The sequence below is a fragment of the Solibacillus faecavium genome, from assembly GCF_014836905.1.
Taxonomy (GTDB): Bacteria; Bacillota; Bacilli; order Bacillales_A; family Planococcaceae; genus Solibacillus; species Solibacillus faecavium.
In genome coordinates this window covers 189,222-202,551 of sequence record NZ_JACSPZ010000002.1, presented here as the reverse complement: position 1 = coordinate 202,551, position 13,330 = coordinate 189,222, and the positions used below count along the sequence as shown (strand labels likewise).

14 protein-coding genes are annotated in these 13,330 nt (G+C 34.9%); 2 read left to right on the top strand and 12 right to left on the bottom strand.

The genetic code is table 11. The features are described from left to right. The first annotated feature begins 149 nt into the window (after positions 1-149). Positions 150-698: a GNAT family N-acetyltransferase gene (locus tag H9635_RS04530; RefSeq protein WP_191698964.1), complete on the top strand. Its 549-nt coding sequence runs from the start codon at positions 150-152 to the stop codon at positions 696-698. 92 nt (positions 699-790) lie between these two features. Here H9635_RS04530 and H9635_RS04525 read toward each other — a convergent pair whose 3' ends face one another. The 8 genes from H9635_RS04525 to H9635_RS04490 all read right to left on the bottom strand — a co-directional run bounded on the left by H9635_RS04525 (position 791) and on the right by H9635_RS04490 (position 9,994). Further along, on the bottom strand, positions 791-1,867 hold the full coding sequence (locus tag H9635_RS04525; protein ID WP_191698963.1) for an undecaprenyldiphospho-muramoylpentapeptide beta-N-acetylglucosaminyltransferase: 1,077 nt from the start codon (positions 1,865-1,867) through the stop codon (positions 791-793). 529 nt (positions 1,868-2,396) lie between these two features. Further along, complete coding sequence (locus H9635_RS04520; protein WP_191698962.1) at positions 2,397-3,116, bottom strand: CAP domain-containing protein; 720 nt, start codon at positions 3,114-3,116, stop codon at positions 2,397-2,399. Positions 3,117-3,294: 178 nt separating this feature from the next. Next, positions 3,295-4,194: a CobW family GTP-binding protein gene (locus H9635_RS04515; protein ID WP_191698961.1), complete on the bottom strand. Its 900-nt coding sequence runs from the start codon at positions 4,192-4,194 to the stop codon at positions 3,295-3,297. 69 nt (positions 4,195-4,263) lie between these two features. Continuing rightward, positions 4,264-5,772: a lmo1851 family serine protease gene (locus H9635_RS04510; RefSeq protein WP_191698960.1), complete on the bottom strand. Its 1,509-nt coding sequence runs from the start codon at positions 5,770-5,772 to the stop codon at positions 4,264-4,266. Between the two features lie 166 nt (positions 5,773-5,938). Next, the gene (locus H9635_RS04505; protein ID WP_225231119.1) at positions 5,939-6,763 is read right to left on the bottom strand and encodes a DUF6612 family protein; all 825 of its coding nucleotides are present in this window, start codon (positions 6,761-6,763) and stop codon (positions 5,939-5,941) included. A 253-nt stretch (positions 6,764-7,016) separates the two neighbouring features. Beyond that, positions 7,017-7,478 carry an RND transporter gene (locus H9635_RS04500; protein WP_191698958.1) on the bottom strand — a complete coding sequence of 154 codons (462 nt, stop codon included), beginning with the start codon at positions 7,476-7,478 and terminating at the stop codon, positions 7,017-7,019. Between the two features lie 211 nt (positions 7,479-7,689). Further along, positions 7,690-8,238: a DUF2179 domain-containing protein gene (locus tag H9635_RS04495; RefSeq protein WP_191698957.1), complete on the bottom strand. Its 549-nt coding sequence runs from the start codon at positions 8,236-8,238 to the stop codon at positions 7,690-7,692. 229 nt (positions 8,239-8,467) lie between these two features. Next, positions 8,468-9,994 (bottom strand): transglycosylase SLT domain-containing protein, encoded by a 1,527-nt coding sequence (locus H9635_RS04490; protein ID WP_191698956.1) that lies wholly within the window; start codon positions 9,992-9,994, stop codon positions 8,468-8,470. 316 nt (positions 9,995-10,310) lie between these two features. Here H9635_RS04490 and H9635_RS04485 point away from each other — a divergent pair, with 316 nt between their 5' ends. Next, on the top strand, positions 10,311-10,547 hold the full coding sequence (locus H9635_RS04485; RefSeq protein ID WP_191698955.1) for a DUF2651 family protein: 237 nt from the start codon (positions 10,311-10,313) through the stop codon (positions 10,545-10,547). A gap of 124 nt (positions 10,548-10,671) precedes the next feature. Here H9635_RS04485 and H9635_RS04480 read toward each other — a convergent pair whose 3' ends face one another. From H9635_RS04480 to deoD, 4 genes are all read right to left on the bottom strand, one after another. Further along, positions 10,672-11,325 carry a YesK family protein gene (locus H9635_RS04480; protein ID WP_191699417.1) on the bottom strand — a complete coding sequence of 218 codons (654 nt, stop codon included), beginning with the start codon at positions 11,323-11,325 and terminating at the stop codon, positions 10,672-10,674. Between the two features lie 17 nt (positions 11,326-11,342). Continuing rightward, complete coding sequence (locus H9635_RS04475; RefSeq protein ID WP_191698954.1) at positions 11,343-11,831, bottom strand: hypothetical protein; 489 nt, start codon at positions 11,829-11,831, stop codon at positions 11,343-11,345. Positions 11,832-11,835: 4 nt separating this feature from the next. Beyond that, a complete protein-coding gene (locus H9635_RS04470) occupies positions 11,836-12,327 on the bottom strand; it encodes an RNA polymerase sigma factor (protein ID WP_191698953.1) in 492 nt (163 codons plus the stop codon). A 275-nt stretch (positions 12,328-12,602) separates the two neighbouring features. Continuing rightward, positions 12,603-13,310, bottom strand: a complete 708-nt coding sequence (gene deoD / locus H9635_RS04465) for a purine-nucleoside phosphorylase (RefSeq protein ID WP_191698952.1) — start codon at positions 13,308-13,310, stop codon at positions 12,603-12,605. Positions 13,311-13,330: the final 20 nt, after the last annotated feature.

The following is a 13,330-nucleotide window of genomic DNA, read 5'->3' as shown; positions in this document are numbered from 1 at the left end:
CCATAGTTTAACGTCAAATTCTTTTAGGTAAGATCAAGTTCGAAATGACTACTGCCTTATGATAAAGAACCTTTTAGCATTAGAAGATTATTTGCACTATTTCTTTACTACAGGCTCTACCATTTTCTTCTTAAAAGGAGGCGTTTCACATGTTAAAACAAAGAGAACTTCATGAAACTGCAGAATTATACGAATTATTACGTCATCCGTCTGTGTTTCCATATGTACGTCAAAAAGCAACTTCTGCTGAAGAGTACTTATTTATGACTAAACAATTAATCGAAGAAGAGCAAAACGGCCAAACAATCTCACGTACGATTGTTGATGAGTGGGGCGCTCCAATCGGCACAATTAGTATCTTTGATATTCAGGATGGTGCCGGTTTTTTAGGTACTTGGATTGGGAAGCCATATCAAGGAGTAGGCTACAATCAAAAAGCAAAGCTGGCGTTTTTAAATGAGTTGTTTTTTGATTATGATTTCCATACAGTATTTTTACGCGTACGGGAAGAAAATGGTCGATCACAGGCAGCGGCATTAAAATTGCCGTATGTAATCGATGCTGAGCTTACAAATCCACTGCTTTTTGAAGAAATCAATCAAGGCGCTACAAAATTTCGTTTATTCAAAATACCAAAAGACCTGTTCTACTTAACAACTGCCAACACGCAAGAGGAAGCAGAAGAACAAGCGATGTAAAAAGAATGTTTTATAAATCAGGCATACATTATCAATAACTTATAAATTAAAGCGAAAGGCATTCTCCACATTGTTGGGACGCCTCTCGCTTTTTATTTTTCATATTGAGTAATTAAACCGACCATTTCCTTCGGTGTTTTAGGATGTTCAACTTCAACCATATGGTCAATCATTTCATCTGCTTTTGCAGTAAGGTGATTGATGGCTTGTAAAAATGATTCTTTTGTCAATTTTTCTTCATCCAATACTTGTGCAAACCCCTGTTTTTTAAATAGATTTGCATTTAATATTTGATCCCCACGACTTTTTGCCGCTGATAAAGGAATTAGTAGCATTGGCTTATGCAGTGTCAAAAATTCAAAGATAGAATTTGAGCCCGCTCTTGATACGACATAATCTGTTGCATATAACAAATCCGGCAATTCATTCGTCACATATTCAAATTGACAATAGCCTTCCAGATTATTTAATGACGCATCTTTATTCCCCTTGCCGCAAAGGTGAATGATTTGGTATTTTTCGAGCAATGCCGACAAGTTACTACGAAGTGCATCGTTAATTACCACCGACCCTAAACTGCCGCCCATAACAAGTAGTACTTTTTTGTCCGAAGTAAAATTGCATAGTGCCAAACCACGTTCGCGGTTCCCTTCAAAAAGTTGCTGCCGGATAATCGAACCAGTACATGTGGCTTTATCGCTCGGCAAATGCTTCATCGTCTCTTTAAATACGGTAAAAATATGCGAAGCGAATGGCAATGAAATTTTATTTGCCAACCCTGGTGTTACATCCGATTCATGTACAACGACGGGAATATTCGCCAGTTTGGCTGCTATTACTACCGGTACCGACACAAAACCACCTTTTGAGAAGATGACAGTCGGTTTCACTCGCTTAATAATAGTAAAAGCTTGTGTAACCCCTGCCAACACTTTGAACGGATCCGTAAAGTTCTGCATTGAAAAGTAACGGCGTAGCTTCCCGCTTGAAATGCTGTGATATGGTAATGTCGGAAAGGCATTCCCTATCAGTTCTTTTTCTATGCCATCATGCGAACCAATATAATGTACTTTATATCCTGCTTCTAATAAGGATGGAATAATTGCCTCATTTAAAGATACATGACCGGCTGTTCCTCCACCTGTTAAAATAATTGATTTTTCGTTCATAATTTTCTCCTAACAAAGCAAATGTCATTTTTTATATTTTATGCATCAAGACATTTCAACATGCTTCGATAAATATCATATTATTTAGTCTGCCATTTAATTTTAGTTAATTTTTTATTAAAATAGTTTTTTTAGGCCCATTTTCTACATCTATTCATGTATGCCTTTAATAATTATTATTTTTTAAAAAGTATTTATTGGTAATTCACCACAATTCACATAACAATTTTACATCGTTTTATTTTAAAGCAAATTTAAGTATACCGTTAATTGTAGCACAATTGAACCCGATATAAAATGCTTGTGTTAAAGATAAACGGATGTCGACCAAATTCAAATTAAATATTATAAAATAATTATTATTTCAATAAAATATAAATAACACAGCTTAGCATTTTGTAAATCCTCCGCGAGCGTACGTTAACTAGCAATAATTAAAAAGATAAAAAGGTCCCGAGAGTTCGTCTCTCGAGACCTTTTGTCTACATTCTTTTTAAACCACTATTTATAAGTGATATACCAATAATCTTTACTTTTTAATAAATTGCTGTGTCCAAATGTGGCCGTTTTTAACATAACCTACACCGATATGCGTGAAATTTTTATCTAGAATATTAGCGCGATGTCCTGCTGAGTTCATCCAAGCTTCTACAACCTGCTCTGGTGATTTTTGACCTTTTGCGATATTTTCACCTGCAGCTTTATACGAAATCTTCAATGCTTTCATACGATCAAATGGGCTACCAAATGTCGGTGAAGTATGAGAGAAATAGTTATTGTCCTTCATATCCTGTGATTTCTCTCGAGCTGCTGCCATTAAAGGACGGTCTATTTGTAATGCCTTTAAACCGTTTTTAGTACGCTCTACATTTGTTAGTTCTACTACTTTCTCTTCAAATGCCGCTACTTGATCAGTAGCAGTATTCGTTACTGCATTCGTATTCTTTGCTGTCGATACTGTTTCAGTTTTTGGAGTTGTTGCATTTGTAGAAGGACTAGTTGTTGTTTGCTTTTTAGTAACTTCTTTAACAGATGTATTTTTACTTGTATTTGATGATACCTCTTGTTTTTGAGGTGTATTTTTTTGAGAGTTATATTTTTGATTCAGCTTCATCTTATATTCTGCTGCTGATTGATAGTAGTTGATTCCAGTAGTTGTTTTGCCCCCTTCGTTTGCGTTCGCATTCGCAACGGGTGCTTGTGTTGCAAAAAGTATTACTGCACAAAATGGTAATATTAATTTTTTCATTTTGTACGCCTCCTTTCGTAATCCCATCGTAAATGAAAAATCTATAAAAAAATGGCCTATAAATTGGTAAGTTGTCCATCTACCAATTTATAAGCCTTATAATCTTAAATCTCACTTCATTTTTCCTATAAATTTATCCAATTTCCTCAAACATTGCATTTGAAAAGGTATTGACGAGTTATTGTCCAATAATTTCCACGTCTTTTATATTCTCTCCGATTATTACGAGACTTGGTGTCATCTTCACATATTCCGGCAGCCATTGCACCATACCATAAGCATATTGAAACAGCATCGGGTTTTTAATCCCTTCAATCGGTACATACCCCTTCATGCGGTAAACCGTTTCCGGAAGTTCCCTTATCCACTCTTCAAACTGTTCTTGAGTAAAACTAGTATTAAAATGTACTAATCTTGAGCCTAAGTTAAAGCTTTCACCGATGCGCGCTGCTACGATGTCATCCTTTGAAACACGGGCTGTCGATTGCATATTTTGTAACAAGTTAAGTGGAACACGACCGTTCGTTGTTTGTAAGATGAACGCTTTCGAATTAAACCCTTGCAGTTCATATACAACTTGAGCTTGTTCGGAATCTGTCAGCAAATCCGTTTTATTCGCTAATATTAAGTGTGCATGGCGAATTTGTTCCATAAACAGCGAACGAACTTGTGGTGTTAAAGTAGTGCGATCTAACCATAATCGGCTATCGGCTACTGTAACAATACCTTTTATATTCAACTGTTCTGCAAATAATGGCGAATACACGGCATCCAGTGCCTCTACAGGATGTGCTGCACCTGTTGTTTCAATAATTAATACATCAAATTCCTGATCATGCAAAAGCGATTGAATTTGCGCCTCGGTCTTTTCTGCGCCACTACAACAAATACAGCCTTCGAGCATTTCCTTTAAAGGTACATCTGACTCTACAGATTGCGAATCAAAAGGCAGCTTGCCTAATTCATTCATAATTACGGCTGGCTTTAAACCTGCTTCCTTCAGTTGACGAATCACATCCGTTAACATGGAAGTTTTGCCACTTCCTAAAAAGCCACTAAATAAATAAACATCTTTCATATTTTCACTTCCTATAATAATGGGCTAGCAATAAAGTGATTTCCACTTTATACTAGCCCATCTTTTGTATTAGTCTGCTGTTGTTTCTTCAGGCGTTACACCTAATAGTTCTTTAGCTTTTAAAATTTGAGGATCTTCAGTTTTTAGCTTTTCACTAATGGCATCCATTAATGCATATGTTGTATCTCCTGTTAAGATCCCCGTTATTTCCAGCTCATTTTCCTCTTGATACGCTTTTAAAGCCGCTTCAGTTGCTTCATCAAACTTAGTATTCACTTCGCCCGGGTCATAGCCCAGTACTTCGAGAATACGTTCTGCCGTTTCAATAGCTACATGTTCGGTACCTAATTCATAAGTTTGAGTTGGGTCAATATATGGCAGTGAAGCGTAATCTGGATAATTCACTTTCACGTCAGGCGTGATTCCTTTTTCATTTACCCAGTTTCCATCCGGTGTTAGCCATTTACCCGTTGTAAACTTTAAGTTAGCGCCATCTTCCATGTAAATTACTTCTTGCATTGTGCCTTTACCGAATGATTTTAAGCCAATAATTTGTGCATTTGCCGATTCTTTTAAAGCTCCTGCTAAGATTTCTGAGGCAGAGGCGCTTCCCTCATCGATTAATACCGTTATAGGCAGCTTATATTTAGAACGATTATCCGCCGCAACAATTTGAGGCTCTAAATTACGCTCTTGAATTTGTACGATGGTTTTACCTTGTTCAACGAATAGGTTTGAAATGTCGATGGCCGCTTTTAAATACCCACCAGGATTTTGGCGAACATCTATAACAATCCCCTTTAGTCCTTCTTTTTCAAATTCGATTAGAATTTTTTCAAGTTCTACTGCTGTATTTTCACTAAATGATGTAATTTGAAGATGAGCTATTCCTGATTCATCTAAATCACCATATACTGTTTCCACAGGGATGTCATCACGTACTAGCGTCAAGTCAAAGCTTTCCGCATCTCCGCGTTGAATTGTTAATGTCACCTCTGTACCTTTTTCTCCACGAATAAGGAGTACAGCTTCAGTGGAACTCATACCTTTTACACTTTTGCCGTCAACTGCCAGCACCATGTCTCTAGGCTGTAAACCAGCTTTTTCAGCAGGTGTATTTTTAATTGGAGAGACAATCATAATGTAGCCGTTTCTCTCTTGAATTTCTGCACCAATGCCTTGGAAACTTGAAGAAAGGTTTTCGTTAAACGAGCTAGCCTCTTCTTTGTTCATATAGTCTGAATAAGGGTCTCCCAATGCATCAAACATTCCGTTGATTGCACCATATACCACTTCTTCTTCATTTACATCTTCGAAATATTTTTGCTGAAGTGTATCATATGCATCATATAGCTTTTTAAATTCCGGTCGTTCAACAGGTACCTTTACTTCAACGACCTTTTGCTCACCAAACGTTAATGCAAAGATAGTTAAACCAGCTGTACATATAATTGTTAGGAAAATGAGCATAATGAATGCGAATGGTTTCATCCGTAAATACTTACCAGCAGGCTTTTCAACTTTAACTTGCTGCTCACTTTGTTCTGTTTGTCCTTCATCTCTTTTTTGTTCATCCATTTTAATTTCACCACTCTCATTTTTACACTGACTGATGTCACACTATATCAATAATATCAGTTTAGAGGCGACTAGAAAAGGACAGACGCTAATTTTTTTATTTTGTTTCCTATATAGAATAAAAAAAGCAGTGGGAACGCAAAAATGCGCTTCCACTGCTTGTCATTTATTCAGTTACTGTTGCTTCTTTTATCACTTCATCCGGAATTTTAATTGTATCTACCTCATCGAACTTCGAGTACACAACATTAACATCATTTTCGATCGTTGTTTCCTGACCTTCGATGTTAGTGATTATCTTTAAGTCCAAATCGATTTCCTTCGTATCAAATGTATCTTTTGCAACTACTATATTATACTGGGAATCTTCAAACGACATGTTCTCTAATATATCGTTGGACATTTCCATGGATTCACCTAAGCTTGCACCCATTTGGGAAAGAATAAATTGTTTAAACTCATCGCCTTGAATATTTAAGGTTAATAAGTAATTTTCATCGTCTTGTTCAAATGTAAACTCATCAATGAATTGCTGTAATTGTTCCAATTGGTCTGTTGCATTTGCCTGTGCCCCAGCTTGTGCCATAATTTGCTCATATTGCTCGTCCGGCAACTTGATCCATTCGTTTGTTTCGCCGTTCAACATATAAAACCCATCTTCTTCGGTCATGTACATTTCCATTGGCATATCGAATTTCTCGCCACTCATATCCATTTCAATATTACCGTTTGTATACATTGCCAATGGATTTTGTGTGATGTCCATTGCTAAATTAGAGGTACTCGTCATTTGCATTGTTTCGCCGTCCATCATTAAATTCGTCACTTGATCCATATTTGTTTCTGCATGGACGCTTTTTAAATTTTGTTGACGTTCCATTGCTTTTTCAAAGACTTGCTGCAATGTTAAGCTTGCTTCATCTTTAGTACCATCTACTGGTTCAGCTGTATCTCCGCAACCCGCTACAACTGCAATTGACAGTGCGCTCATAGCTAAATAATATCTTTTTTTCAAATTGTCCATCCCCTTAGTAAAAATAAACTACTTATATCATATACCCTTATTTAGACAATTTTAGCGGAAATAATAGATATTCGTTATATATGCCCATCATTATAATGTGCTTTATGAAATACGAACTAACCAAAATGCAGCAAATATCAATAAGCTATCAAAAATAAAGAGTCAGGAACTTTCATGCATCCCCAACCCTCTTATATCGATATAAAATTAGCGCCTTTATTCAAATATTGATTTGATATTGTTCTTCGATGAACTTATGTAATTCAACATAAGTTGCAAAGGCTACACCTAAGACGATTTCATTTTCATCGGCCCCTGCTGTAATCGAATGGTTTTCATTATAAATATGAAAATCGATAGGCAATTTCTTTATATCTTCATGGATATTATGGGCAGCTTTATTTCGCCAATGGTTAAGCAACCTTAAGTTTTCATACAATTTTTGTTCGATTAAACCCATTGAATATACAAAATATAATTTTGTTGAATAATTGGAATCGAGTATAGGGATATATGTCTCCCCCTTATTCTTTTTCGAGAAATCCTCGACGCCAAAAGCCTTTGCTTTAATTAAACTATTGATCGCATTTTCACAAAAAAGGTGCACTGTTACGATGTTTGATAATGGATCACTATTATTCATTATCCTTTGTACAAATATCTTCCCAACTTCTTTACTCATCTTTTCACCTCTTTTTATTCATTATTTGAAGAAAAGAGGATTTCCATAACATCATTTTTAAATAATTTAACAGTCTATAAGCATAAAAAAGGCGCGAAGGACGAAGCCTTCTGCGCCGAAATCATTCGATGGCTAACCGACCATCATTAATAGTTTGATTCATTTTTATTTATTTATACATGTAATTACTGATTTTTTTAATTCAAACTTATCAACTATTTTCAGACTTCTTTTTAAGTTTAAACTTTTTATTACGCATTCGATCAACTAGGAAACCTCCTCTGAATGATTTAGGCTCATATGAAATGATAAATGCCTTAGGTTCAATTGATTCTACAAGATTGAACAGTTCCTTTTCACGATTTCGTTTTGCCAAAATTTCGTATTTAAATCGGTCGCTGTCACGTCCTTGGCTAATATACGTCGTGATGGCAAATCCATTATCTCTTAACATATCAATTAATTCCTGATTTTTTTCCTGCGTGTTAATCGTAACAGAAACATAACCAACAGCTAGCTTACTTTCAATCATTGTTCCTAATGGGATTCCTAGACCAAACCCGAGTGCATATACGAGCATCGCTATGAAGTTTTGATCGCCGCTGAAAATGATAGATAATGCAAATACATTAATAAGTACTTCCATAACACCAAAAATCGAAGCGAGAAGTCTCATATTTTTTACTAAGAAAATCGTTCGCAATGTCATTAAAGGTACATAAACTAGTTGTATTGCCAAAATTAGTAGTATTTCTTGCATGTTAACGCCTCTTTCATAATAAATATTTTCTTTACTTCTACCCCAAAATTATTTTTATAGTCATATAATTTTATTGGAGTGGAGGAATGAAAATGGTAAAAAGCTTATGTAGACTACGTGTTACCCAAGAAATAAGTGCTTAAAATTATTCTGCAATGTTATTAATAGTGATTGGATATTCAAAAAATAGAAAAACGATTGCAAGAACGCAACCGTTTTCTAAGTTCTATTATTTTTGCTTTGATTCGAATGATTCGTATCTTTGAATAAATGCAGATATATGAGCTCGAGTTAAAATTCGGTCAGGCTCGTATGCAACGATTGATTTAGCTGTAGTAATCCCGTTATCCATGAAAAATTGAATCGCTTCGTTTTCACTTACTTGTTTACCTAAGTGGTAAGAAACCATCAATTCCGCTAACTTACCACGTTTAATACCACTTTCAGCTAAAGCTCTAGATGCTTTGGATTTTTCATTTGCCAGTACAGGCATTTTGTATTTTTCCGCCATGTTGTATATACCACTTCTGCTCCAAGACGACGTGCCTTTTACATTTGCTAATTCATCATTTTGAGCATAACGGAAGAAGATTGTTAAGAAGTGAGCTTCCGTTAAATGTCTGTTCGGTTGTAGCTGGGTTTCGTATTTCTTTGTTTTTGCGTTCCATTCGTCATTGTACCCTTTAATTAAGCCTCGATCGATTGCCCAAATCATATCATCTTTCCACCAAGCTGTAGGGTTGAAATCAGCATACTTTTTAATATATTCTGAGTAGTCCGGTATAGGTGTAGTACCCTCTGCTGGACTCGGTACCGGTAACGTTGTCATTTCCGGGTACTCTAAATAACTTGAAGCTACATACCCCTCTGACCCGTCGCTTCTTTTTACTGGATACCAAACAAAATGGTTTTTCTTCGTTGAAACTTCATCGTATACAAATGGACCAGTAATGGTAACCATTTCGCCTTTATTTAAAGTACCCTTAATATTTTCATTATTCGTTGTAGGTGTTGATCTAAATTTAGGGTTAGCTGTTGCACTTACTTTTTGATTCGTTTTGAAAAAATACTTTGATTTTGTTAATGGTAAATCAAATTGATAATTCAGTGCTGAAAATTTAATATTTTCCTTGCTGTTAGAGTCATATTGGAAATGTTCACGTTTAAATGGCAGTTCCTTTAAGTTAATTAATTCAGATTTCTTAACAATTCCGAGAATTTTTTCTTGATAGGCATTAACATTTCTTTCACCCGTTGCTTGGACAATTGGACTATTTACTGGTTTAGTCCCGTTATAAGCCATAATCGCGAAATACCAATGTTCCAATACTTCTCTTTCCCCGCCGTTAATGCTAGGCAAATCCTTGCGATTAAACATTTTATCCAGCGTCTCTACGCCAGCCTGAATATTATAGACAAGATCACTTTTTAGCTTCTCTTGATCGTAGCGCGCTTGATTAGTAATTTGCATAAGACCAATTCCATTATCAGCCGTCACAATCGCTTTGCCATTCTGATCAAAATGTCGCCAATTTCCACTTTCACCTTCCGCAACCGCCTTCACAATTTCAGGAGGCACATTATATCTCAGTGCTGTTTCCGTTAACAAACAGTTCATTGTGGAATAGTCTGGGTTTACCTTTGATGATGTATCATACTCACATGTATCCGCAAATACATTTTGATTTATATTGATAGATAGGGAGAGTGCACCAATGGCAACAATACTAATCAATGGTTTCAATATCTTTTTCATATGTGATTATTACACTTCCTTTTATTTTGTAACATTGAAAGATTCAGTTACATGTTACCATAAATACCCTATTTGAGATAGTGTGAAAATTCGGCGATTTTTGTTACTTGATACACTGAATGCTTCCTATCAAAATCTGATACAATTCAGCAAAAGAATAGTAAAGCTTTCATTCGATAAATTCGTCCGTTGTATACTGTTAATTTTTTTATGAAAAATTTAAAACTATATCAACCATAAATTTCCTATGTTACAATTTTAATACGAGAAAGTATTAACATAGTTTTAGCAAAAGCTGATGTTTTAGGAGGATAGTATGGAATTTCTATTAGTATTTTTAATTTTACCTATTATCATTTATACTGTTTCATCAATAAGTTATTTGTTATTTAAAAAATGGTTCATCGCTCCATTAATCGTATTTAGCGTATTAACAATACTTACGTTTACAACATTTGGTGAAACATTCTTCTTTTGGGTGATTATATTTACGATTTTCTCGATCATCACTAGTATTATGAACACTATAAAAAGGAAAAGTACTTGTGCGTAAAGCTACATACAAGTACTTCTCCTCTATCATTACATAAGCTATTAGTCTGGCGTACATTAAGCACCATTATTTGGACTGGCTTACCCTTTAACTAACTATAATTTCTATTCAATTTTAGATAACTTTAATCCCATGTGCCCCCTAATGATTCAATAATATCGCCATCCGTTGATTGTACTTTCAATGGTTCGTTTATTTCATTTAGACCGATCTTTATAAAAGGAACTTTATCATCATCCCCTCCATCTACAAATTTCAAAATTATTTCTGTCGCCCCTCGTTTACTTACCTTTTTCACTTCAATCTCTTTTCCAAGGTATTTTTCCCCAAGTTGTAAAGTGATTGCTTTGCTACCTTCAGAAATAGTGGAAATTCGGTAACCTTCTGTTTCTACAGGAGCAGCGCTTGACTGTTCAATAATCCAGTAGCCATCTTCTGAAATTATGGCTATCCCGATTGTTGCAAAAAATAGAATAGGTAAAAGGAACAAACTAATTTTATCTTTTCTATTAAACGATTTTGATTTAACCTTAGGAATTAATAACGGTAACAGCAATGTCCCTACAATACTAACGACAAGAAATCCTACTGCTAAAAATAAATACCCCATTCCTTCGAATCCCCCAACGAGAAATAGGCTGTATGCCACAATCATTCCAGAAAACAAAAAGGTAATGACTGGTGCTAAATAATATTTGCTGCTCCTTTTTGAAGCAATAAAAACAAATGCAAAAAATATAATACCTAAAAACAATCCAAACAACATGACAAAATACATCAATTTAACACCTCCATTTATAAAAATAACTGCAACACTTTTTCTAAAAATAAAATAATTACTAAATCAATCACCAACGATATCCAGACCCATTTTTTATTGAAGAATGTAAACGCAAATACAAGTAGGAATATGGCAGCTGGTATGTAAAATAAAAATATCCCAGATTTGAAATACTCTAGCATCGATGTTACAGACTCCACACCATAATATTTAAAGCTGGAGTAAACAATATAAAATAAAATTAACGCTCTTACAGTAATAAGTAATAACTTTAATCCATTATTAAACTGCACTAATTTTTTTAAAGGCTTTAACTCCACATCCTCTGAGTATTCTTGCTTTGGCATACTGGAATTAAAGTTTTCTGTACGATCATATAATTTTTGGCAATCTTCACAGTAAGTGATATGTTCTAAAACAACCTGTCTCGGCTCATCATCCAGGTCATTGATGATGGGAATCAACTCCAGAGATAAAAGATGTATTTTTTTGAAAGAATCCATAGAATTACCTCACTTTAATCATTCTTTTTCTCATTCTGAACACAATCGATTTTATTGTGGATACGGGTATATTTAATAGATCACTAATCTCATTGTAATCATAACCATAATATTCTTTTGCTATAATAATTGCTTTTTCAGAAGTCGATAGCTTGCTTAAAACTATTTCCAATTCGTTATTAAGTGTTGCACTTACTTCAGGTGTATAATTATCAACCAACAACGTTTCAATAATATTCTCATCATGTAGCAACTCAGGCTTCTTCTTTTTATAATAATCTAGCAGTGTATTTTTAACCCCTGTTATTAACCAACTCCTCATATACTTAACTTCTGTAACTACTGAGGGTGAAACTAATATTTTTGTAAAAAAATCTTGAATAATATCATCAGCGATTACGTCACTTTTAGTTAGACCTATTAAAAAGTTTCTTAAATACGCATAATGCTCATTGTATATTTCTTCAATCAGAACTAAAGGATTCATTTTAGACATTTTTTAATCTCCCTGAATCATTTTCCCTTCACAAGTGAGACGACTAAGAATTTGCTAAAGTTGCTATTATTTTTTTAATTTACCATTTGGTCTTTTTATTACCTAATTAACTCACAATTTTATTTCATATGATAGTCGAGTAAACGAGTGAAACTTGAAACACGCTGAATACCTCTATTTACATGCTATTGATTCATTCAACTAAAAAAGCACCTAACAAGTTTTCACCTGTTAGGCACTTTCAAAATTACGTTATGGATAAACCCTTTGTATTCCTACTCTTGAATCGCAGCTTCTAACGCAATAACCATCATATCGTTGAACGTTGTTTGACGCTCTTCAGAAGTTGTTACTTCGCCAGTTAAGATGTGGTCAGATACAGTTAATACTGTAAGAGCTTGACGACCGAATTTAGCAGCTAATGTGTAAAGTGCAGATGTTTCCATCTCTACAGCTAACACACCGTATTGTGCTAATTTTTCGTTTTGTGCTTCATCTGAATAGAACATATCAGCAGTGAAAATGTTCCCTACACGCACGTTTAAGTCTGCTTCTTTTGCTGCATTGTATGCTTTTAATAATAAATCGAAGTCAGCTGTTGGTGCAAAATCAATTGTACCGCCAAAAATAACACGGTTTAAACTAGAATCCGTAGATGAAGATTGAGCAATGATTACATCGCGCACTTTTACATCTTTTTGGATCGCACCGCAAGTACCTACACGGATTAATTTTTGTACACCATACTCTTGCATTAATTCTGTCGCATAAATTGAAATCGAAGGTACACCCATGCCTGTACCTTGTACAGAAATACGTTTACCTTTATACGTACCTGTATAGCCTAAAATATTACGCACTTCATTATACTGAACAACATCTTCTAGAAATGTTTCAGCAATATATTTAGCACGCAACGGATCTCCTGGTAATAATACGATTTCTGCAATGTCGCCTTTTTTGGCATTAATGTGAACGCTCATTTATAAAACCTCTTTTCATC